This is a genomic window from Mesorhizobium sp. M0166, assembly GCF_040322255.1.
GTDB lineage: Bacteria > Pseudomonadota > Alphaproteobacteria > Rhizobiales > Rhizobiaceae > Mesorhizobium.
Genome location: NZ_JAMYTD010000065.1, coordinates 1 through 22,211, shown reverse-complemented (window position 1 = coordinate 22,211; position 22,211 = coordinate 1). Strand labels below are relative to the sequence as shown.

Annotated in this window: 20 protein-coding genes and 6 pseudogenes; 11 read left to right on the top strand and 15 right to left on the bottom strand. The window is 58.7% G+C overall.

Annotated features, from left to right (window positions below; translation table 11 throughout):
- Positions 1-205 (top strand): hypothetical protein (locus tag NKJ46_RS33075; RefSeq protein WP_352671336.1); only part of this gene is annotated, 205 nt, incomplete at its 5' end.
- Between the two features lie 28 nt (positions 206-233).
- A pseudogene (locus NKJ46_RS33070) lies at positions 234-1,186 on the top strand (IS3 family transposase); the annotation flags it as partial.
- Here NKJ46_RS33070 and NKJ46_RS33065 read toward each other — a convergent pair.
- The 8 genes from NKJ46_RS33065 to NKJ46_RS33030 form a co-directional block, all read right to left on the bottom strand.
- Positions 1,141-1,359 (bottom strand): DEAD/DEAH box helicase family protein, encoded by a 219-nt coding sequence (locus NKJ46_RS33065; protein ID WP_352671334.1) that lies wholly within the window; start codon positions 1,357-1,359, stop codon positions 1,141-1,143. The pseudogene NKJ46_RS33070 and the gene NKJ46_RS33065 sit on opposite strands and share 46 nt — an antisense overlap.
- Positions 1,360-1,438: 79 nt before the next feature.
- A complete protein-coding gene (locus tag NKJ46_RS33060; RefSeq protein WP_352671331.1) occupies positions 1,439-2,629 on the bottom strand; it encodes a ComEC/Rec2 family competence protein in 1,191 nt (396 codons plus the stop codon).
- A gap of 2 nt (positions 2,630-2,631) precedes the next feature.
- Positions 2,632-4,536: a gluzincin family metallopeptidase gene (locus NKJ46_RS33055; protein WP_352671327.1), complete on the bottom strand. Its 1,905-nt coding sequence runs from the start codon at positions 4,534-4,536 to the stop codon at positions 2,632-2,634.
- A gap of 333 nt (positions 4,537-4,869) precedes the next feature.
- A complete protein-coding gene (locus NKJ46_RS33050) occupies positions 4,870-5,247 on the bottom strand; it encodes a hypothetical protein (protein ID WP_352671324.1) in 378 nt (125 codons plus the stop codon).
- 37 nt (positions 5,248-5,284) lie between these two features.
- The gene (locus NKJ46_RS33045; protein WP_352671321.1) at positions 5,285-5,587 is read right to left on the bottom strand and encodes a hypothetical protein; all 303 of its coding nucleotides are present in this window, start codon (positions 5,585-5,587) and stop codon (positions 5,285-5,287) included.
- A gap of 68 nt (positions 5,588-5,655) precedes the next feature.
- Entirely contained in the window at positions 5,656-7,338 is a 1,683-nt protein-coding gene (locus NKJ46_RS33040; RefSeq protein ID WP_352671319.1) for a M4 family metallopeptidase, read from the bottom strand.
- A 61-nt stretch (positions 7,339-7,399) separates the two neighbouring features.
- Positions 7,400-7,705, bottom strand: coding sequence for a hypothetical protein (locus NKJ46_RS33035; protein ID WP_352671316.1), 306 nt, complete (start codon positions 7,703-7,705; stop codon positions 7,400-7,402).
- 24 nt (positions 7,706-7,729) lie between these two features.
- Positions 7,730-8,071, bottom strand: coding sequence for an acyl-homoserine-lactone synthase (locus tag NKJ46_RS33030; RefSeq protein WP_352671314.1), 342 nt, complete (start codon positions 8,069-8,071; stop codon positions 7,730-7,732).
- Positions 8,072-8,302: 231 nt separating this feature from the next.
- On the opposite strand from NKJ46_RS33030, the gene NKJ46_RS33025 reads away from it, so the two are divergent.
- The gene (locus NKJ46_RS33025; RefSeq protein WP_502903491.1) at positions 8,303-9,016 is read left to right on the top strand and encodes an extracellular solute-binding protein; all 714 of its coding nucleotides are present in this window, start codon (positions 8,303-8,305) and stop codon (positions 9,014-9,016) included.
- A gap of 158 nt (positions 9,017-9,174) precedes the next feature.
- Positions 9,175-9,315, top strand: a pseudogene (locus tag NKJ46_RS33020) (family 4 glycosyl hydrolase); the annotation flags it as partial.
- Here NKJ46_RS33020 and NKJ46_RS33015 read toward each other — a convergent pair.
- Positions 9,316-9,891, bottom strand: a pseudogene (locus tag NKJ46_RS33015) (MFS transporter); the annotation flags it as partial.
- A 442-nt stretch (positions 9,892-10,333) separates the two neighbouring features.
- Here NKJ46_RS33015 and NKJ46_RS33010 point away from each other — a divergent pair.
- From NKJ46_RS33010 to NKJ46_RS33000, 3 genes and pseudogenes are all read left to right on the top strand, one after another.
- A pseudogene (locus NKJ46_RS33010) lies at positions 10,334-11,270 on the top strand (class I tRNA ligase family protein); the annotation flags it as partial.
- A gap of 92 nt (positions 11,271-11,362) precedes the next feature.
- Positions 11,363-11,536, top strand: a complete 174-nt coding sequence (locus NKJ46_RS33005; RefSeq protein ID WP_352468507.1) for an FMN-binding negative transcriptional regulator — start codon at positions 11,363-11,365, stop codon at positions 11,534-11,536.
- A complete protein-coding gene (locus tag NKJ46_RS33000) occupies positions 11,464-11,706 on the top strand; it encodes an FMN-binding negative transcriptional regulator (RefSeq protein ID WP_352567081.1) in 243 nt (80 codons plus the stop codon). The genes NKJ46_RS33005 and NKJ46_RS33000 overlap by 73 nt, the downstream gene beginning before the upstream one ends.
- Before the next feature lie 650 nt (positions 11,707-12,356).
- Here the strand turns inward: NKJ46_RS33000 and NKJ46_RS32995 are convergent.
- From NKJ46_RS32995 to NKJ46_RS32980, 4 genes are all read right to left on the bottom strand, one after another.
- Positions 12,357-12,791 carry a hypothetical protein gene (locus tag NKJ46_RS32995; RefSeq protein WP_352671311.1) on the bottom strand — a complete coding sequence of 145 codons (435 nt, stop codon included), beginning with the start codon at positions 12,789-12,791 and terminating at the stop codon, positions 12,357-12,359.
- 190 nt (positions 12,792-12,981) lie between these two features.
- Positions 12,982-13,491 carry a GNAT family N-acetyltransferase gene (locus NKJ46_RS32990; RefSeq protein WP_352453588.1) on the bottom strand — a complete coding sequence of 170 codons (510 nt, stop codon included), beginning with the start codon at positions 13,489-13,491 and terminating at the stop codon, positions 12,982-12,984.
- Entirely contained in the window at positions 13,492-13,776 is a 285-nt protein-coding gene (locus NKJ46_RS32985; protein WP_352671308.1) for a type II toxin-antitoxin system TacA family antitoxin, read from the bottom strand.
- Positions 13,777-14,315: 539 nt separating this feature from the next.
- Positions 14,316-15,500, bottom strand: a complete 1,185-nt coding sequence (locus NKJ46_RS32980) for a glycosyltransferase family 9 protein (RefSeq protein WP_352453586.1) — start codon at positions 15,498-15,500, stop codon at positions 14,316-14,318.
- A gap of 320 nt (positions 15,501-15,820) precedes the next feature.
- On the opposite strand from NKJ46_RS32980, the gene NKJ46_RS32975 reads away from it, so the two are divergent.
- Positions 15,821-15,997: a hypothetical protein gene (locus NKJ46_RS32975; RefSeq protein ID WP_352457364.1), complete on the top strand. Its 177-nt coding sequence runs from the start codon at positions 15,821-15,823 to the stop codon at positions 15,995-15,997.
- An 85-nt stretch (positions 15,998-16,082) separates the two neighbouring features.
- Here the strand turns inward: NKJ46_RS32975 and NKJ46_RS32970 are convergent, their stop codons facing one another.
- Positions 16,083-18,149 carry a carbamoyltransferase family protein gene (locus NKJ46_RS32970; RefSeq protein ID WP_352671305.1) on the bottom strand — a complete coding sequence of 689 codons (2,067 nt, stop codon included), beginning with the start codon at positions 18,147-18,149 and terminating at the stop codon, positions 16,083-16,085.
- 1,013 nt (positions 18,150-19,162) lie between these two features.
- Here NKJ46_RS32970 and nadE point away from each other — a divergent pair.
- The 3 genes and pseudogenes from nadE to NKJ46_RS32955 all read left to right on the top strand — a co-directional run.
- Positions 19,163-19,494 (top strand): annotated as a pseudogene (gene nadE, locus NKJ46_RS32965) (NAD(+) synthase); the annotation flags it as partial.
- Positions 19,495-19,898: 404 nt separating this feature from the next.
- On the top strand, positions 19,899-20,981 hold the full coding sequence (locus tag NKJ46_RS32960) for a sensor histidine kinase (protein ID WP_352671303.1): 1,083 nt from the start codon (positions 19,899-19,901) through the stop codon (positions 20,979-20,981).
- A 662-nt stretch (positions 20,982-21,643) separates the two neighbouring features.
- Positions 21,644-21,901, top strand: coding sequence for an aminopeptidase (locus tag NKJ46_RS32955; RefSeq protein WP_352453904.1), 258 nt, complete (start codon positions 21,644-21,646; stop codon positions 21,899-21,901).
- A 2-nt stretch (positions 21,902-21,903) separates the two neighbouring features.
- Here NKJ46_RS32955 and NKJ46_RS32950 read toward each other — a convergent pair.
- Positions 21,904-22,107: pseudogene (locus tag NKJ46_RS32950) on the bottom strand (integrase); the annotation flags it as partial.
- Between the last annotated feature and the right edge of the window lie 104 nt (positions 22,108-22,211).

The window sequence follows — 22,211 nt, the reverse complement described above, 5'->3', positions numbered from 1 at the left end:
CATCATGCGGCGGCCCTGCGCCGACCGCGAAGAGAAGCGAGTGACCCGCGGGGCGACACGGTCCGAAAAAACGAAACAGGAGCTTGACCTCAACAACCCCAATCAGAGAAGCCTGCTAGAGACCCAGGGCTGCGAATCCAGGTTAACGGCGAAGGATCTGATCGCCAGAAACTGGACCGTTCAGAATTGGAGTTTTCCGCTGTAGTTTCCCGGCTGGGAGAGGAGCGGAAGCGATGAAAGCATCGAAGTTTTCGGACGCGCAGAAGCCGTTCATTCTGAAGCAGGGAGCGGATGGCAACCCGGTGGCGGAGATCTGCCGGCGTGCCGGGATCAGCCAGGCGACCTACTTCAACTGGAAAAAGAAATATCGCGGGCTGCTGCCGACGGAGATGAAGCGACTGAAGCAGCTGGAGGACGAGAATGGCAAGCTCAGGAAGCTGGTCGCCGACCTGTCGCTGGACAAGGAGATGCTGCAGGACGTAATCCGCCAAAAGCTGTGAGGCCTGGTCGCAAACGCGAGCTGGTGGCGGAGACCTGTTGTGACTGGAACGTGTCGATCCGGCGTGCATGCCGGGTTCTGGAGTTCGACACCTCGACATATCACTACAAGTCCCGCCGCCGCGATCAGGCCGGCATCGAAGCTCGGATCAAAGACATCTGTGCGACGCGGGTTCGGTATGGCTACCGGCGCGCGCATGTGATGCTGACGCGCGAGGGCTGGGATATGAACATGAAGCGGACCTATCGCATTTACAGGGATTTAGGGCATCAGCTGAGGAACAAGACACCGAAAAGGCGCGTCAAGGCGAAGCTGCGAGACGACCGCCAACCAGCCGTCGAGCCCAACGACGTGTGGGCGATGGACTTCGTTCACGACCAGCTTGCGACGGGCAAGAAGATCCGCGTCCTGACGGTCGTCGATACGTTCTCGCGCTACGTACCGGTGCTCGAGCCGCGCTTCAGCTATCGTGCCGAGGATGTGGTCAGGACGCTGGAACAAGTGTGCCCCCGGATCGGCTATCCGAAGACGATCCGGGTCGATCAGGGCTCGGAGTTCGTCTCCCGCGACCTCGATCTGTGGGCCTACACCAGGGGCGTCACGCTCGACTTCTCGCGACCGGGAAAGCCAACCGACAACGCTTACATCGAAGCCTTCAACGGCCGCTTCAGGGCCGAGTGCCTGAACGCCCGTCGGGTTGCCAAGACGGCCATGACGCCGGTCTTGCCGGTACCCGTCGGCATGTGGATGAGACAGCCTTTTGGGCTGCCGGATGCGAAATAGGCTTCGCCTGCCGTTATGGCGTCGAGTTGGTGCGGCCAGACATCAAGTTGGGATAGGTCACGTTTGTCGATATCCATTTGCCCTCGACGCAGATCACAAATCTCTTGCCCTGCAGGAAGTGCCCAGACACGGCCATTCTCCAATGCCGTAAGCCCCTTACGGCAGGGTCAGCTCATACCAAATGTCACGATTCTTTTTTACCTGCTGCTGCGGGACAAATGCGTCGCTGCGGACAAACGGATAGTTGCGCGACTTGAGGAGGGCCAAAACCGGTTCGTGAGGGATGGGCCAGTTTCCGCGTGTGGTCACAGAGATCATGGCATAGACTTTGCCCTGCTGGTGGTTTTCGGCACCTAGGATTTCGCGCATCAATGTCGCTGGAGACCCGTTGTGACTCGCATGGTGAGAGATCTTGATAAAGCTGGCCTTCTTAAGCAGCTCGACAGCATTGTCGTCTTCGAAAAGCTTCTCCCAGGGCCCCCATTGGGCATCGCCCGGGAATAGCAGGTAGTGCTGCCCTACCTTGAACATTAGGATCAGGCTCGTGTTGTTGATGTCCGCATCAAGTTCAGCGGCCGCCAGCTCGTAGAGGTCGACCATCGATGCTGCCTGCTGCAACTGGGCCTCATCAACAATGCGGTTTGGGTATTCTTCTACCCAATCGGATCCAAAAGGATGAAATTTCTGCGCGACACGTCCTCCTGGCTGCACCCCGTGAAGGTAGCCTGAAAGAAGGGTCTGCTCCGTCGGTGGATGGGGGTTTCTGAGTGCATTCGGATCGCGAGGCGGACCCATAACGAAGACATCGATGCCGGGTAGTAGTGGCGCTTCAACTTCCTCGACGATCCCTCGCCCCTTCGGCAGATAGCTCGGCTCTTTCACGAAACCTGTGCGCACGAACTCGAGATTGTCAGCTCCGTCCAGAGCGTTTCCCGCGATTTCTGTGACCGTGTCTCCCAGGGCAAATAGACTCGCTACAGCTCGAATACCTTGGGCTGCAGCGTCCTGCTCCTTGCGGAGTCGACGCGCGTCCTGGTCGGTCGGCGATTCGACCCAAGGCATCCAAACCTCGCCAACCTGGACCTTGGACCATGCTTCTGCGTCAAAGCCAGACAAGTGATCCTTGTGCCTATGTGAAAGAATCAGCACGTCTACGCGCGGAACGTCATCTTGATCGGTGATATCGGCAATCACCTGCTTGGCAATCTTCGCGATTCGGTGCCTATTTTGCTTGATGGTACCGCAGTCGATGAGTACTTTTCGGACTCCGTTGTCGGTGGGCAGAAACAGCAGGAAGCAATCACCGAAGCCCACATTGTACATTCGGATGCGAATGGGGTCGCTCATCGTCACCGGCTCCCATGCAAGGCGCGAAACTGGGAGCGCAACTTCATACGGTTTCGCAGATAGTTATTGTCTGCGACAGCCATTCTTGGGTCGCGCGCATCCATGTCGGCAACATAAGCCAGCATTTCGTGTCGACGTTGTTCAGCCGCCGCATTCAGATCATGCGACAACTCGGGCGATGGCATTGGCTTGCTCGCAATGTAGCGAACTTCCCCGTCGCTGCCGAAGATAACCGTTGCCCCGCCTCTGAAGTTCAGCCCGCCGGTGAGATGGGGTTCATCCGCCTTTTTTGTTTGGACGAATTGCGCGACGTATTCGATGACAAGCCGCTGGTCGGCCCCAAACCTCTGAATACTGTGGAAGCCTCTTACACTGATCGGAAGCGGCTCGGGTGCCAAGCCGAAAGCAGAATGATTCTTGAGTGCGTATTGATGGAGGGCAGCGTAGAGTCGGGACTGGAAGTCGGTGTTTGGCGCTGCCTCTTCCTCGTCAGTCGACGATTCAATGACGCTGGTCTCATATTGCCGAATGCGTTCCGAGGAGCCGGCCTGCGTCGACCGGGACCTGCTTTGTCGGACCGATCGCGCTTGGTCCAACGTTCGTCCGGAAATGGTTTGAAGCTCTCTGGCGAGTTGCAGAAGGTTTGGAGGAAGCGGCGGGGCTGCCGACACTTCGAGTTGGCTTGGCCACAACAAGCATTCTTCGGCAAGTGACTGCACGCCCACTGGATAGATGCCGCGCTCCCGAAAAGCCTCGATGATCTCGAAGCGAACTTCATCGGGATCGGCGGAATTGAGTTCGAAGTCGGACGTAACGATCGCCCGCAGGAAATCGCCGAAGGTTACGTCAACCGGCGGCATGTAGTCGAACGCACGGAAGCAAATCCGCAAGAAGCGATCCGATAGGTGCGAGGCCTCCGCCGTCAAACGATCGACCAAATCCGGGTGCAGTCGCCCGGCTGGAAGTATGCCGCTGCCGCCACTGGCAATCCTGACGAGGTCAGCGGTCCGGTTTTCGAAGGCCTTTACATATCCGGCGAAGACCGCACTCAGCAAGATTGCCCCCCGGGCATGGGGCTCGAATGTCTGGGCGAGCTTGGCAGGGTGGGGCCTGTCGTCGATCGCCGATCGCAGGCCTTTTCCCGTCCCCATCGCCTGACCGAACTGCTGTGCCAACTCCATCAGCATGGTCGACTCCTGCAACTTCCCCTCGGAGGCCTGAATGTGGTTGGCGAGGAGGTCACGATAGGAGAAGCGCTGGAATAGCGCGACGACATCTGAGAAGGCTTCGTGAAACGCCAGCACATCGCGGTTCGTGGCCTCTAGGAAATAGGGTCGCAGCCGATGCACGATGGCGTGGGTGACCTCGTGAGCGATGATGTCGTGCGAGAGGCAGGTGAAGATCGTTTGGCTGGGAAGGTTCTGCCCCGGCGACTGAGCATCAGCGCGGAAATAGCCAAAAAGGATGGCGTTGAGCGTTGGGTCGAAGAACGCGTTGCGGCCGAAGAAGGCGTGGGGGAACAGCCGGAGTAGCGGGCGGGTCTCGCTGCGATGGAATGTGATCGGACGGCCGAGTGCCCTTCGGGCGCTGTCGATCACCTTCGTCGTAACGGCATAGACCATTTGTTGGTGAAATCTGGGGTCTGACTCACTCGGCGGCAGACCTCCCTCCATCAGCAGCGCAGGGTCATTTAGGTTCACGCTGGCATAGTACTGATTATTCCACCCGTCATAGTCATGGACCTCAATGATCGAACCACGTGGCCCCGGCATCAGATCGGGCTCGTTGTCGACCTCGATCGCAATCCTATACGGAGCTCGGCGCCCACTCATTGGATCTGTAGCGTAAATGCGAAGTCGCCGCCTCTCAGCATCGCGATTGGCGTAGTCGCTCTCGTACTGCTTCATCGCTTACCTCGACCCCTCTTCTGGATGACAGTTCAGCGGCAGGTCACTGCAACTTGCATATGGAGCGCTCGTTCAGTGAATTCCCCCTGACCGTGCGTGGCGACGCCTCGCGCGTACCACGGCAAAGTTGGTCCTGCGGCTGCTGCAAACTCCATACATTCCGACGTATCCGCGCCATGTCAAAACCTGCCTTTGCTTCGGCTGTGAGCTAGCTCAGCTTATCCTCCGACCGCTCGGGAGCCTTTGCTGCCAACCACTTATGAATATCGCGCAGAATTTCTGTGCCGGTGACCATCGAACCGTCGCTCAGTTGGATTGAGTACCCGGGTTGCGTCACCTTTCTTGCAAAAGCCGGCATCTGGGGCTTGCACCTGCTTCGAAATCTATCCAAGCCGCTTTTACCTCGATCGAGCCTGGAGGAAACTTTCCTTTTAGAAAAGCCTTGGCATAGCGCTGGAGCCCGTTGACGCTCCACAGGCAATTCTTTTTTATGAATTCATACGTGGCTCGATTCATGCGAGTCTCGCCGAATGCACCGTGTCCCTCGAAGACCCCGTCTCCCGGGGAGAATTGGGGATGCTTCCTGTCAATGATTGCTAGGTCGTGGAACGAAACATCCGCCGTGCTTGAGGCGAATGCCTCCATGTTTCCCAGTACAGTTATCGCGTCCACTGCCGCCGCTGGCACAGAGCCGGGTTTTTCGTCTTTCAACGAATTGTCGTTCCAATCGGGCGGCTCTACGCATCCTTCAAGAACACTTCTCCAGGAACATCATTTTTGCCTGCGTTGCGCCAACTTTCCCAACAGCAGTGCTGCCGGGCAGGTCAATGGGCTTCGTGCAGTCGGCCTGTCCTCTTGCAATTGCTCGGTCAAGGGCCGGGTGGTTAAGCATGAGGAAGAGATGCCAGGCATGCTTACTCGGAAAATCCACGGCGTCCGAACGCAACGGAGACGATTGGCAATAATTGTGCGCCGGCGCAGCAACCGCCGCGCCCTGAAGCAGTGCCGACGATAGCAAAAGAGGCGCCGCTAGATGAATGACTTTCAGCATTCCGTCCTCCCAAGAAGATGTCGACGTTCGTTCCAATCGGCGACGGTTTGCCCGCCTGCCTCGGGCAGTCACTGGATCCCAACAGCGTCGAACGCAGCCTCAATTGCGGATACGCGGCGCGCCAATTGGTCAGCAGGTAGATTCCTGAACAATGTGCGTGCTGCGCTAAGCACGCTTCTTCGACTGTCGGTAAATTGTGATGTACGTGAGAGCTGTTGGGTAACGGCGATGTAGAAAATACCGGCCACCTGGTTCACGTCGAAAACGAAGCCGGCATTGTCTGCAGCAGTCATTATCAAATGCGCAGCCTTGTTGTGTATTCCACTGTTTGTGTGAACACCGCCCCAATCGCCTCTTTGCGTATTCGGCAATACTCTAAAGTCATTCATATGCGCCGGCTGACCAAGAGAAGCTGGATCTGACATGTCGCGGAATGCTCCTCCTCCGTTGGCAAAACCTTGACCGAGCTTCCAGTCCCATTGGCGCCGGTCCGGCTGGCCTCGGTTGGCAATGAGAATGCCGAATATGTCGGAATATGATTCGTTCAGCGCCCCTGACTGCCCTGCGTATTCGAGACGCGAGGTGTTATCCGTTACGCCATGAAACATCTCATGGCCCACAATGTCCAAAGCAGCGGCCAACGTCAGGAGTTGTCCCCCGCTCATAACCTGGCCATAAACCATTTGTTGGCCGTTCCAGTAAGCGTTGAACCATTGCCTTCCGTCACGGCTCTCGCTCGAAACCACGCAATTCACGCTTGCGTTCATAGGGCCGCCTTGATTGTCGATGTTGTTTCGCATCAAGACCGTGCGAAGAAAGTCCGCTACTGCCTCGGCGTTTGCATGGGCACTCACCGCACCAGGGGGCCAAACCGGCGACACCTCCTGACCAGGCAGAGCTGCTTCATGCAAGGTTGGATCGTCAAACCGGAAATCAAAGGTCTCGATGTTATTCGCCGTGTCTTTGAGCACGCTTCGATTGCCGATTGTTTCGACCCGGATGCTGCGCTGAATTTGTCGGGCATCGATCGCATTCTGGACCTCGGACGCCATACTGGGCGTGCGCGGAAGCTCAGCAATCACCCGGCCCGTCTTCGCATCTACGACGTAGTCGAAGTAACGCGGGGCGATCCGTCCCGTCTTCTTAGGACCTCGCTCCGATAGGGTGACAGGTACGTCTTCAAAGATGAATGCGAGGTGCCACTTGGCCCGCGAAGCGACGTAGTAGTAATTAAGTCGCGGAGCAATGCCTGTAAGGTCTTTCTTGAAGGGCGGCTTATTCACGACCGCCTTAGCCGCTTCCGCAGGTGAAATTTTCGCTAGTGCCTGCACACCTGTTGGCTCGCCCAACGAAGAGTTAATGCTGACCAATCGGTTGTTTTTATCGAGTTCGACTGTGACCAGCGACCCGTAAACCGGGATATCATGGAAGGCTTGGCGGAACTTTACCGTTCGCGTGCCGGTGAGGGGCACGGTATCGGTCCCGATCGTTTTGAATTGGCTTTCCGCGTCCTCCGTTGTCGGGGCAACAAAGTTGGGCGTCAGTTTGCTTTCTAGCGCCTGGTTCAGATAGCGCCTCGCTGCTGTTTCAGGGTCAACAGATTCTGTAGCCGCAGCCGGGAAGGCAAACGTTGGATGAGCTGCTTGCTCCTTTGCTAGCGCGGTGAATGTAGCGTGGGATTGCTCGTCCTGCGCGTGGATGGAGAATGACTTCAGACCGTTTCCACTACGGTCGTCACCTGCGGGCGCCATGGATAACTCTTTCGATTCACCAACTCTGTTTTAGATACCGATAGACCGTTCGCTCGCAGCCCTATTGGGTGTTATCGCATTTCTTCTCGGGGTCGGGCTTCCATTCCGCAGCCTTGAGCAAGGTGCCCTGCTGGCAGGGATCGGCGTCACCGCTCACAGTGCCCGTCACGGTGCCGTACGTGCCAGGAGTTGGCTTCGGGCTGGCATGCGTAATGTTGTAAAGCTTGTCCTTATCTTTCAGCACGACACAGCCGCTTTCAACGCCCTTCTCTGCGCATCCTGAGACATTCACCTTCTGGGCTTGAGAACCGGATGTAAGCGCAGCCCACGCCGTGGTTGTGATGATAGCTAGAGCAAGTTTTTTCATCTCATCCTCCTAAGGTCAGTTTTTCTAGGCACATGCGCGCCGTTTGCTTTTCAAGTGCCGGTATCCCTTCGATAAACGGTAGTTGCGTTCCGCGCCGGACCAATAGCGAATGATTGATACCAAGGATCTTGCGGACGCTGGCAAGCGCGGGATCAATCGAGCCGAGGTCACCACACGACCATCCTCGAGACCCAGCAGGTACGTCGCCGCGTCCGTGTCGAACTGGTCCAGTTCGCGACCGTCTGGGCTTGGAGGGCGCCAGCGTTTCTGGTGCACGAAGAAGTCGTGCCGGCGGCGCAAAAACTCGTCAAACTCGTTTTCGTAGAGGTGCTTATTCAGCGCATTGACGACATGAACCGTAATCATTTGCGCGATCCCCTATCCTTCTTCAGAAGGATAGTTGCAGCCGCGCTAAATTACGTCACCTGTCCGATCGGACAGTTGACAGGATTAGCCGCCTGCGAACCGTCTCAACGACCGCTTGCGTGGTCGTGCCGACGCCTGCTGACGCTGGCGTGACCGAGGAAGAACTGAAAAACCTGACGTGGAACCCCTGAAGACGGTGGCACGTTCGGACAGGTCGTCGCGAAGCTCACGGTGGATGCCAACGGCAAACGCGGCAACGATCCGACCTTCGACAAATCGAACGTCAAGACCTACGGGTTACTCTCGACCGGGGACGGATTCGGTCAAGATACCTGGAGCGCCTTCGCCGCGTCCGCAGGCTTCAAATATATTGATCAGCCGTTCGGAAAGCACTTCCAGTACGATAGTCCGGCACTCGCCAAGACGCTCACCTACCTGCGCGATCTGGCGCTCGTCAAAGGCGTCGGCGTCAGCAAGGCGCAGGCTGGAGGTCTCAACCCGTCCGGACTGTTCGTGTCGGGCAAAGTAGCCATGGCTCCACAAGGGTCGTGGATGATCGCCTCGCTGAAAGGCACCGCGCCCGGACCGTTCGGCCTCGCGCCAATGCCGGCCGGTCCGGAGGGTCGGCGTTCGATGATGAACGGTCTCGCGGATTCCATCTCCGCTACGTCCGAACATCAGGCCGAGGCCTGGAAATGGGTCAAGTATCTTGGCAGCGCCGCCTGCCAGGATGTCGTCGGCCAATCGGGTGTAGTGTTCCCGGCGTTGCCGTCAGGAACCGAGGCGGCGATCAAGGCTCACCAGGCCAGCGGCCTCGACCTGTACCGATGTTGCCAAGCCGGAGACTACCTTCGCGTACCCGCTCAGCGACTACGGCAACCAGATATTCACAATCTTCCAGACCGCCGTGGACAAGATCAATTTGGGCGAGGGCGATCCGGCTGAAGTGCTGAAGCAAGCCAACGATGAGGCGAACGCGCTTCTCCAGTAAACGGCGCCTCTCTCCCTGAGCGCCGCGGGATGGGCGACAGTCGCCCATCCCATTCTAGCAGTTCGAGACGGACGGGTTTTCCGATCGGACAAATCAAAGTGAAAGACGGAATATGAGACAGCCCAAGATTACCTTCATTGGCGCTGGTTCGTCGGTGTTCATGAAAAACATTGCTGCGGACGTCCTTCAGAAAGAGGCGACCAGCGGCGCAAGGATCGCGCTGATGGACATCGATCCGAATCGGCTTGAGGAAAGGGACCAGGTCGGTCAGCGCAGCGAAGGCGAAAGCCGTAAGGGGGCCCAGCAAAGCCAAAATTACACCGCCAAGCGCCGGTCCTATGCTTCGAACCACGTTGTACCCCACCGACATCAGCGTCACTGCAGCGGGTATGTCGCGCTTTTCCAGGATGTCGCCGACCGAGGCGTGCCAGGCTGGATCATTCAAGGCAAAGCCGCATCCCGCCAAGAAACTCAGTCCCAAGATCAGCCATGGACTGACAAAGCCCAGTCCAACAGAGAGAGCCAGCGCCGTGGATGCCAGTGCGATCAGGCAATGTCCGGCAAGCATCACGCCGCGGCGGCTGAAGCTGTCTGCAATCGCTCCAGCAAGGATCGACAAGAAGAAGGCGGGCAGTGTCGATGCAGCCTGCACGAGCGCAACCATCAGATCGGAGGCTGAAATCGTTGCCATAAGCCAGCTTATAGCCACGCTCTGCACCAGCCAGCCAAGGCTGGATATCTGCGTGGCTGTCCAGATCGAACGAAAGACCGGATTCTGAAGAGGGATCAGTGTGTTTGCCGCAAAGGGCGGGGAATCTTGACGCCGCATGACTTCTCACCTCCACCACGTAGTTCTTTCGCTCACTCACTTGCTGACAGCGGTGCGCTTACGCACAGCTGCGTCACAACCAAGTTCCGATATCGCGCTCGCAACAAAGTAGATGTCGCATCCACGGTGCTGATGCGCGATGAGTGTGCCAGTTGGGCGTCAGCTGGTCTGGGTCGCGCAGCCCGATGGGGTGCGGTCTGCCCTGCGACTCTTGGCCTTGGACGGTGCTACCGCCCCGATGGCCGGGTTGTCAAACTGCCACGGTGCTAGCAGCGCCCATCCCATCCTGACAGGCATGAGCGTACGACGCAGCGCATCGCTGGTATCGGAGGCGGGTGCAAGATCAAGGGTGGCATCGTCTTGACAAGTACGAGCTGGTGGACGCCTTCGCCCGACCTATCACATCGGCGATTTATGGGGCCGCCGTTCAACTCGTTGGTCTATGCACAAAAAACATAATACGCTTCAAAAGACGTTTCGTGTCGGCGCAGGCGCCGAGGAGGGCGCGGAAGCCTTCACCATCGTCATCCCGCCACCGAACGTCACTGGCTCGCTGCACATGGGCCATGCGCTCAACAACACGCTGCAGGACATTCTGGTGCGCTTCGAGCGCATGCGCGGCAAGAACGTGCTGTGGCAGCCCGGCATGGATCACGCCGGCATCGCCACGCAGATGGTGGTCGAGCGCCAGCTTATGGAGAAGCAGATCCACCGCCGTGACCTGACGCGCGACGAGTTCATTGAGAAAGTCTGGGAGTGGAAAGCCGAATCCGGCGGCGCGATCTTCAACCAGTTGAAGCGGCTGGGGCCTCGGCCGACTGGAGCCGACAACGTTTCACCATGGACGAGGGCCTGTCCAGGGCGGTGCTCGAAGTGTTCGTCACGCTCTACAAGGAAAGGCCTGATCTACAAGGACAAGCGCTTGTCAACTGGGACCCGAAGCTCTTGACCGCGAGTCCGACCTTGAGGTCGAACAGCAGGAGGTCAACGGCAATCTCTGGCATTTCCGCTACCCCGTCGAGGGCGAGGTTTTGGATCCGGAAAATCCTAAAACCTTCATCACCGTGGCGACGACCCGCCCGGAGACGATGCTGGGCGATATGGCGGTCGGCGGTGCATCCCGACGACGAGCGTTTCCGGCATCTTGTCGGCAAGAACCTCATCCTCTGCCGATCGTCGGCCGCAGGATCGCGGTGGTGGCGGACGAGTATTCTGATCCGGAGAAAGGCAGCCGCGCGGTCAAGATCACGCCGGCGCACGACTTCAACGAATTTGAGGTCGGCAGGCGCCATAAGTTGCCGGCGATCAATATTCTCACCATAGAGGCGGCGGTCACCCTCACGGACAATGACGACTTTCTCGCCGGGCTGGAGGTGACGCCGTAGCGCCATGCGGTCCGGGACGAGCTCGACGGTCTGACGCTTACATCTCGCCGAACTGGTATCCAAGCAAGCATGAATTCCATAACCAGGTGCCGACGTGGAACTATCTCGTCGTCCACGCCCACGGACGCATCACTGTCCGGGATGATGAGCGCTATGTGTGCGCCGTAACGTGGCGAAGCTCACTCACATGCATGAAGCCTCGCAGCCTGCCCCGTGGAAGATGGGCGACGCGCCGAAGGACTTCATTGACACGATGGTGAAGGCGATCGTCGCCCTAGAAATCGAGATCACCACCCTGGTTGGTAAATCAAAACTCAGCCAGAACAAAGAGGTGCGCGACATTCAGAACGCTGGTGAAATGCTGAATGCCCGAGGCGTCAATGGGATGGGAGAAGCGATGCTCGCGGCTGCGGCGGCCAAATCCCAATAGCAACTATCTTGTCCCGACAAGCCGCTGGTGCTGGATTTCCAACGGGTGACCTTGAGAGACAAATGCTTCGGCTCGCCGGAAACGCGACCAGCATCTGACCACCCGCTATGCGGCAGATGGACAAGAACTCAGGCCGCCATCGCCAGCTACATCCGCAATGCCGCCGGATCGATGGAAGCTGCTTACCCCGCCAGCCTCTGCGGTCATGCCGCCTGCGTCGTTAATACCTTGAACAGCAGCCTGGCGGTTAAACCGCCTTGCGTGTTCGGTATGGCGGCACAGCGGTTTGGAGATCGGAGCCGACTGGCAGCGAACGCCACGCCCCACGGTAGCGATGCCTCGCAGCCAGGTTGGATGACCAAGCAGCGGCATGTGCGGCAGGCTTGCACCCGCTTCAGATGCGAGACGGGTCAAGACAATCATCCTGCACAACGCCACGCGGCGGTGAGCCGGTTTCGAAAAGGGCCGGCCCCGGCCGTTCATACAAGTGGAGTTGGGGGCGCGGGGCCGGATCAAGCCTATCGCGTTGGACCCGCCGGGACCGCGCGTACATCATCCCGGCAACGCCAGGCGCTCGCCTGGCGTCATGCGGGCTTCGGCTTGGCGCGCCGAATGTCTGGACCGGCATCGCGGAGCAATGGCGCACCAGTCTACGACATGGTGCGTAGTCGCCATGCTGCCCCTGGCCAGATCGTAGATGACCTCGGCTTGTTCGCCATGGCGAGCCGAAGCACGTTGACGGCCGTGCCGGGTGATGCGCCGTCCCAGACTATCATCCCAAAATCGGCGCGCGCCATCTCCCGGTCTTTGGCGGCGTAGATCCAGTATCCTCTAGCGCCTTCAGGAGACGGGACCCGGTAGGCAGCCCAGTCGCCCAGATCATTGCGGGGTTCCTTGGCCGCATGGAAGACCCCGACATGTTTGTAGCCGTAGCCCGCGAGCAGGCCCTGCGCCTCGGCATCGGCTCCAGACGCGTCGCCAATCAGCACGCCGTGCACGGCAACAACGATTGGGCGGATCCGAGCGATGGCAGGTTCCGGCAGCTCAAATATCTCGCGTGAACCCCCTATGAATATCATCGACATCATGACTTTCCCTTCTCTCCAGGGCTCCCTCGCTCTGACCGCCGTCTCCCTCTGGCCCTGCGTGAGGGGTCACCCGAACGCCGAGACGGCGAAGCCGGCTCGGGGAGCGGCGGGACGCCGCAACTAGAGCCCGGTCGGCGGCAGGCCGGCGCGCAGACCTGCCGCTTCCGGAGGCGCTACGCGCGCGGAGCTAGTGGCCTTTGTCGGCCAGCCAGAGGCTCACGTCCTGGATCGAGCGCATGAGCACCGACGGATTGTCCCGCGCGGGAATGAAGCCCCAGCTCTGCCAGTAGCGCTCTGCCTCGGCGTCGATCGCCCGCACCACCACCGCGCGGCCGCCGACGATGTCGGCGCCGGCGACGCAGCGATACAGCGCGTCCTTGACCAAGCCGCTACCGACGCCTTGTCCGGCATAGCGGTGGTCGACGGCGAGTTGTCCGATCAGCAGGCAGGGGATCGGATCGGGCGGGCGTCCGGTGCGGATGGCGCGCGGTGCGCTATTTGGCTGGATCACGCCCGGCGCGAGGCCGTAATACCCGACGACTGTTCCCTCGTCGTGAACGACCAGGACGCGGGTAAACCCGCGGGCCTGGTTCGTTCGCGCGAAGCCGGCCAGCCAAGCATTGAGCGCCGGCTTGCCGCAATCGAAGCTGTCGAGGCGGTGTGCGTGGTCGAGGAGTTCGATGCCTGAAAGCGCCACCTAGCTGTCCCAGGGCGGGGACCGACGCAGCCGCTCGGCCGCCTTCGCCGGGGGCGCAGCGGCCGGGGCTGAGATCGCCTGCATGAAGGCGTCATAGGCTTCCCGGGACACGCGGATGACGGTTTCGTTGAGGATGGCCGCCTGCGCCTCGTGCAGCGCGGCGCGCCGCATGAACTCCGTGCGCGACAGGCCGAGCAGCTCCGCGCCGCGGTCGATGATGGTGAGATCATCGTCGCGAAACCGCATCGAGACGGGTGCTTCCTTCCTGGTGGGTGTGGTGGCCATGGCGCGCTCCTGTGCTGCGAACGTATATACGTTAGTGTAACGCGGAACGCAATACTACGTTCCCTGGCGACGTTTCGTGGCGGATGGTCTCAGGATTTCTCGCCGCATCGGTTCTTCTCGGCTTCTCGCCCCAGTCGCCATTGCCGCAATCCAGAGCAAGGTGGCTTTGGTCAGCTCCGGCGGATCAATTACGGCTTTAGGAAGTGCATTTGTTTTTGGCGGCCGGATGAGCGGGTCCAGAAGCGAAGTCGCTGCCATGACTGTCGCCGGACGAGCCCCGGCTATCCCGAACCTGATGAACATCTGACGCGATGGCGACTTTCGGGCCGTCACGCCACAAAGGAGGAACGGCTATGAAGGCTGGGCGGCGGCACTTTCATTCTCAGGCGCCGCTCTATGCCACCTGTCGGCCAATGTGACATCGCCACTGCGGTCCTTCGAACAAGTCGATTCGATTCTGAATTTCGGCCTTTAGATGATTGTAGCGATTGAATCAGCGACAAGGGCTGGGCAATCGCGGTTGTGGTGACCGCGAGCCACTAAGCTTGTGCCGTACCCTTACAATGATTCATCAAGGCGTTTACCTCGGCAATCACGAGATCCGGCGTGATGTCGAACTTGCATCGGACTTTGACCGGACAATGCCGCACTTGGTCCAGACCACATCCGCGACATTCAATAACACTCATAAGCATGCTGACCAAGGGACCTCGAAACCCCCAAATCTCCGGTAGATGTGACGCCGTGAAAATGCCGATAGTAGGGCGGCCAAGCTGGGCAGCGACATGGCCGGTGCCTGAATTGTTCGAAACGACGAGCGCGGCCGAATTCACGAGACAATTGAATTCCAATTCTGACAAGTCGACAGCCGTCCGAATGTTCGCGGCTCCACGTTCCCTAGCTATCTTCGCAACCTCCTCAAGCGCTTCCAGGCATTCGCCACGGCCAACGAGGACCACCTCACCACGGGTCGAAAGAGCAGCGACAACTTTGCCAAAACTTTCAATCGGCCAATCTCGCAGGCTGGAATTGGAGAACGGAGCCACGACAATCGGGGCATTGCCTGTAGTCGAATTCTGTGGGTGACCCGCTCCGCTTTCGAAATAGGCAGCTGCCTTTGCGACCAGAAAGAGGAGGATTTCTGACACATGCTGGAGACGCACCTGCTTACGGTCAATGAACCAATCAAGCCATCTACGGGGGATTTTGTTAGCAAGCCCTATTTTTTGGACCAGCTTGTAGAAAATGGTTCTGCGCAGTTTCAGATTGAATGGCGCTATCGCAATATCGATCTGATGCATGCTGTACGGATCAACTATCGCCGCACGGTGCCTGGCGGGAACTTCAAGCAAGATCGGCCTTGTTTCTTCCGGAACACGCATATCAATGGCAAGATCAAACTCGCCGGTCAGCAGCGGCCTTATGTCCGCGGCTTCTTTGCGCGTTTTGACTTTTGGGTTGCGAGGAAAAAAGTCAAAAGCAACGTGATCGTCGGCGAGGTCGAACTGTTTTGCAGTAGCGATGTTCCAGCTTCCCACCACCAGCGTAATGTGGGCATGCGCAAAACGCTGACGAAGGTCCTTTAGAGGCCCTAGAGACATCCAAAAGTCGCCGACATGATCAAGCTTGAGGACCAAAATTCTCATCCTTGCGCTTGACTGTTCCGGCTCTTCCCAGCTGCGGTATATAATTTGATTGCCGTCGTGCTTTGTAAAATATGCCATTGCCATTCCGAAGATTATACGGTCAACACTGATAGCCCGGTGACGCGTGTGTAGGTTGGAGTGCTCCCCACTTTGTCCGCGTCTCCGCAAGAATTCTGCCATCAGATCCAAGCCGCGCTCCAGCAGGAGCTGTTGGGCGAAGTCTGCATCTCTAGCGATGGTAGCGCGCCAAGAAAGCCAGCTATGTCCCGACCCGCAATGTGAAGGGCTTCGTCACGGTCTCGCATGCAGTGAGTTCGGCAACGCCGAGTAGACGGTGATCGCCAAGCCGCCGTCCCCAGATCTCGGAGCATAACGGCAGTGGCCTCGCTCTTTGGTCGATGCTGATCCTGAATGCGACCGTCGCCGCCGGCGACGACACCGCCGGCCGCATTGACCGTCTCGGGCACGCCCTGTCGCTGTGGTCCCGCATCACGGTCGCTAGCAAGGACCCGCCGCAGCCGCTTTTTTCTGCGCGTCCGGTCGTCCAAGGTGAAGTGGACGAATCAACCCTGTGATGAAGTCGACTGCCTGCCAGCGGTGAGGTGGCAGGCGGCATCGATGAACACCATTATTCGCCGAGCTTGGATAGCGGCACCTCTATCACGCTGAGAGCCTGTTATGCTGGTCCAGCGTTTGATCGCAGTCTTGATCCATGCGAGCAGCTTGTGAGGGATGCAATCGAACGAGGCGCTGCTCCCACAGCCGTAGCAGGCCCTCCATCAGAGCTTCACGCTTAGCCTGATCCGGCGCAATTGTATTGAGGAGATCTCCCAACACGGCTTCGCCCTCAATCCGCATCAGCAGATTAAACAAGTCGTGTGAAATTCGTACACTGTCACTGCTGAAGTGGGTCGTGCTGATCTCGCAGTGAGTCTCCCGACGATCTGGCGCTTTGTAAGCGCGGGTTTGATGGAGGGACACATAGGGCGGCAACGAAACCGCAAGCGCAGTCCAATCCTGCAGCGTTGCAGCCCGCTTTTTTACCAGGAAGGGCCCGACCACAAGTCCATCCAGCTCTGTCGTCAGAAAGGTGGCAATCGCGTCTGCAACCGAATCCACGATCGGTTCGGCATTGTTGTTAAAGGACGTATTGAGCAGAATTGGAGTGCCTGTGCGCTTCTTGAACGCATTGATGACCTCCCAGTACGCGGGATTGGCGTTGCGCGATACTGTTTGCAGGCGAGCGGTACCGTCGACGTGCGTGATGGCACCGAGCAAGGCGCGCTTTGAGTCACGCACGCGAACGACGAAATTCATGAATGGAAATTCGTGCCTACCGTCCGGGAGGTCGAAAAATTCGCTCGCATCCTCCTCCAGCACAGATGGCGCGAAGGGCCGATAGCCTTCGCGCTTCTTGACCATCGCATTGATCCGGTCCTTGTTTGCGGCGGGCCGAGGGTCGGCAAGAATGCTGCGGTTGCCCAGCGCACGTGGCCCAAACTCCGAACGACCCTGCACCCAGCCGATCACGGCGCCGTTGGCGATCCAGTCGGCTGCACTGCTTGCCACGTCATCAGAGCGTTCAACCTCGAGATGTCCGGCCCATGCATTCAGTTCCTGTTGCACGGCGCGCTCGCTCCCGAGATCAGGACCCCAATAGACCCCCTGCAGTCGCTCACACGGCGCGGGGCGGCCCATCTCGTTAGAGACTATCAGCGCAGCTCCCAATGCGCAGCCAGCGTCGTGAGACGCGGGTTGCACGAAAATGTCTTCGAAAAGCCCTGAATACAGCAGCTTACCGTTCATCGTGCAGTTGTGGGCCACCCCCCCCGCCAGGCACAACCGCTTCATGCCGGTGGCCTCACGGTGATGCCGGAGAATGTGGAACACGATCCGCTCAAGCGCTTCCTGCAGTGACGCACTCACATCTCGATGCTGCTGGGTGAAGGGCATTCCCTTTCGCCTGACCTCGATATTGCGGAGCAACGCCGGACCGATGCGGTCGAGGTGAACACGGTAGCCACCGCCGTTGGCGGAGAGCTCGTAGAACTGCTCGAAGAGCTCGCGATAGGGAGCGGGGTCGCCGTAGGGCGCGAGTCCCATTACCTTATACTCGTCGAACAAGCCGTAGCCGAGATAGCGGATCGTCTCGAGATAAAACAGCCCAAGAGAATTGTTCTCGGGGAAAGCCTCGAGTTGCGTAATTTCTGTGCCAGACCCTACCGCCAAGAGGCCCGATAGGAAATCACCAGAGCCATCAATCGCTAGAATGAGACTTTGTTCGAAGCCCGACATTGCAAAGGCGCTCACGGCGTGCGCCTGATGATGACCTACGAATGAAATACGCGAACTGTCCAACTTAGTGCCGAACTCACGGGTTAACAGATCCTGCACCAACGTTTTAGCATCCAACGGAATGGAGAGAATGTCCGGGTGGGATGCGGACATACCTTCAAGCATGGCGTTGGCATAGGGCTCGCTGGCGTAGAGCGCGACACGATCAATGTCGTTGAGCTGAACCCCCGCCGCTGACAGACAGTATTGAATCGAACGAATTGGGAGCTTGTTGGAGTGTTTCATCCGATTGAGGCGTTCCTCTTCGACGGCTGCTATCACCCGTCCGTCTCGGACGAGCACCGCGGCGCCATCGTGCATAAAGGCGTTCCGAAGCTCGAATCGGTTTTCATGGACTTGGTCAAGTCCGCCGCTAATTCCTAGACACAGCATTTCTTTCTCCACATAGTGACGGGCAAGCCAAATTGGCCTGCCTCAGACCGTTTCCAACTAAATAGGCCGCGTTGTCGCTTGCAGCTGCAACCGCCTGTCAGGCATCACCGGCATCAAAGAACGCCTCATAAGGGTCCGCCTGAATCAACATGAGATGCTTCGATCGTGGCGCCTGCCATTCCATGACGCCGAGAGCTTGGCTGGATCATCGAATCTTGAGCGGCTGCTGACTTGCATGCCGGCGATGCCGTTTTCATCTGCAGCACGAACTTGTGACGCGGGCTGCCTATATCCTTGCGAAGGGGCGGCTGTTGACGAATAATGCCGCGCCGTGAACTGGCCCGATTTCATTCCCCGAAAGACCGTCGCACAGGCGACTGACATGTGCTGCACTGTCCGCCTGCTTCCCGGTCGCACATCCGATAACGCCTTCGCTTGTGCAGGAGGCCGCATCGCGTCATTCGTCGGCCAAACATGGCACCGACTGGAAGCCCGGCAATACCGCGTAGATGTAAAGTGCGCTGATGTTGTATGGTAGCGCTGCCGGCCGGGTCTCCAATCCGCTGCCCAAACGAGCGGACTGCCTGCGGCAAAAAGCCCGCCACAAGCAGAATCGCGCTGGGCAGCTGGCTCGCCTGCAAGACTTCGCAGCTCAGGAACATTGGGGACGACTAGCGTCGAACCGCCGACATGATCGGCCAGTTGCAACTCACTTCTCGGCACGACCTCCACTGCACGTCAGGGCGCATGGAAGATTTTCTCCTTTGGATGGGTGACCGGTGCGGACGTGCTTTTGTCCATGCAAGATTTCCGAAGAGTTATGAAATCGTTTGTTTCGATCAAAGTCATCCACGCTATGAATAGGTGCCGGACATGCGCTTCAAAGGGGCTTCAGGCTTCCCGGATGGCTACTCCGATTCGAAGCGCGTGGCATTCCATGCGCTCTATGACAACATTTTTCAGCAAAGGGTATGAGAGCAAACCCACACTTCTTTTTCAGAAGTCGCTTCGAAGCAGCCGAGGCCTTGATGGGCTTCTTCACCAAGTTCGGCGATGGTGCCGCAGACATTCTTCCTCTTTCCGGGCTGAACAAGCGCAGAGTTCGCGCCTTGGCAGTGTATCTGGGCGCTCCGTCTGATCTTGTTGAAAAGATCCCGACCGCCGACCTGGAGAACCTCGTCCCGGTCTCACATACGATGAGATTGACGACTTCCTCGAAGGCCAAGAGATCAACGAAGCGGCGCACAGGCGTATACTTCATGCGCATTCCAGCACAGCCCATAAGCGAGCGCTTCCCGTCACAACGATTGCCATGACGGGTTCGATATTTAGGCATCGGCAATAGCGTCTCAACATACACGATCGATGGGCTTGCCGCAGTTAGGCAGCTAGCGGCCTGAATTACCGCTGGAGCGAAGCGCTGCTCTTTCAGCCCGCATGCGGTCATGAGGTTGACAGTGTCGGCACGTATCGCCGAGGCCGGCACGCGAACTCATTCTCCCTGAATGCCTGCTCTATCGATCTTCCGCAGCGTACCCACTTGACCGGTCGCTTCGACATTCCAGGCACCTGGATTCTAGCCGATCCTTGCCGCTCTCCTTCGGCCGGTCGCAATGCTGGACGTGCGGCCGTTACGCGATGCAGAGCTGGTTGTCAGATGCGTGATGCGAAACGTGAGATGCAGCTCCAGTTTTGGCGATGGCGGGCTCGCCGCATTGTTGATATCATCCGCACAGAACAGGCGCGCAAATGACATCGGATTCAGAGAAGGCTGAGGCGGTCGAGCAGTTACTTGATACACCTGACCTTGCAACCGCACTGGAAAGCGAACAGTTCAAGAAATTCCTCGACCAGGTGCCGATCGCCATAGCCGTTTCGGACCTTGCCGGTGAAGAGCGCGTGGTCTACGCCAATCCGGAATTCGAGAAACTCTCAGGCCTGATGGCCGCCAGGCTCACCCAAGAAAACTGGGCGGCCCTTTTAGGCACGGGCCTCCATCAGCAAAAGGACAGGCCGCTAGCCGAGGCGGTGGTCGAGGGAACCGATTTGGTCGGCACCTTCAGGCTGGAGCGCGGCGAGGACAAACCCGCGATCGTCGACGTTTATTCCAACGTGATCGAAGACGACAACGGCAAGGTTTGCTTCCGACTGGTGGCCCTGGTCGACGTATCGGCTCACGGCGAGGCGGGAGATCAGCGCTCGGCCGAGGAGCGTGTCAGCGAGAAAGACACGCTGCTGCGCGAACTGCAGCACCGGGTGAAGAACAACCTGCAGATGATCACCGCACTGATCCGGCTGGAAAGCCGCAACGCTACCGAGGCCGACCGGAGACGGTTTGAGCGCCTCGCCGGTCGCGTCGACGCTTTGGCGATCCTCTACCAGACGCTAACGGCCGACGAGCCGAAGGAAGAGGTCGACCTTGGTGTGTATCTCAGCCAGATCGCGTCCGCGGTGATGAGCTCGCATGCAGTCGAGGGGATCCGGCTGGATATGAAGGTGGATACATATCCCGTGTCAATAAACGTCGCCATGCCGGCCGGGCTGGTCGTAAACGAATTGCTGACCAATTCACTAAAGCATGCGTTCCGGGGCCGCGATGGCGGCACGATAACACTGCACAGCGTCGTCGATGGCGACGGCTGCCGGGTTATAGTGGCGGACGACGGAATCGGCCTGCCGGAAGGCGAGGTGTGGCCCAAACCAGGCAAGCTCGGAGCGCTGATCGCGCGATCGCTGACCGAGAACGCCAAGGCGCAGCTAGCTGTCGAGTCCAGCGCCAACAAAGGGACGAAGGTGACCATCGTTTTCAAACGGTCGGCGGCAGCAAGCTGAACGATTGCTGTCGAACATAGCAGGCTGGCGGCTGGCTTCATGTCGCGGCTTTGAGCAGGTGCCTGCAAATAGGCTAGGTCGCCCTTCACGGCCTGCTTCACATGGTCGAGGTCTTCCATTATGCTCCAGGCTTGCTGCTTCTGACTTCGGCGGCCAGTCCATCCCCACCTAGCGGAAGGCACTCCCGCCTGATTACGTTGCGGCTTGAGTCTTGACGGCGGGGGCACCTGACGCCTTCGCGCTCATCACGCGCGGGCCGGCAATTCAGCAGCGAGTCATCGCTTGGCCAATCTTGCCGAGGACGAAGGTCTAACCTACAAATAAAATTGGTCCGACTGTTCGTGGCCGGAGGTAACCGCGAATTTGCGCTATCGGGACAGGAGAGCAGTGCTATAGGCAAACCGCGATGCGTGCATTCGTTCGATTGGTTCTACGATTATCCTGACGCCTGGGGTGACCAGTTGCACCAGTATTTCCTACTACGCGCAATCTTTGTAGGGTCATGTGCAGATCATCGCGGCCCGCCAAGACATCGGAAAACTGATCGACGATCCTTCAACCCCTGAGATATTGCGCGCCCGAATGGCATCGGCGGCCGCCATATAATAGTTTGCGGCAAAGACGGCCGCGATCGAACGGCTGAGGACGCGCTCGCCAACAGATTGCGCGACAGACGATGGGGTGGATACCGCGGATACGACGCCTGGTTCGATGCTCCGATCAACAACGCGAAGCTCGCCGCGACTTCCGTCTACAGCGATTCGGTTCAAAGGCTTGGCGCGTTGGACAAAGCTCGCCGCGCCGAAGCGCGATGCATAGAAGCCGGGATAGTCGCCCGAACACAAGTCGAACAAGCGGAGTGGTCGACCGTTTCGTCCTCCCCGGGGACGAGCCGGTTGCTCTGGCCTGGGGCGACCTGATGGGTCTTGCGGAGCACCGTCTCCAGCATGGCGATCAGGTCTTCGGGAAGTATGGCCTCATTCTGCACAGACGGTTTTGCGTGGCTGTTACGGATGCCGGCGGGCACGGTGGCGATATGGCGGTCCTTTCGATCGAGCGGCTCGCCACGCTGCGTATAATTCCACGCCAGGGAGGAGAGACGGCGCTCGATCGTCGCCACAGAGTTTGCGTCAGACCGGTATTCTAGTTGTGTGCGTCAAGTTCTGCAAAAATGGCGTGGCAGTAGCTGTGACGTCGGCGTGTCCGCCGCGCAGCCCCCGTGTTTAGCGG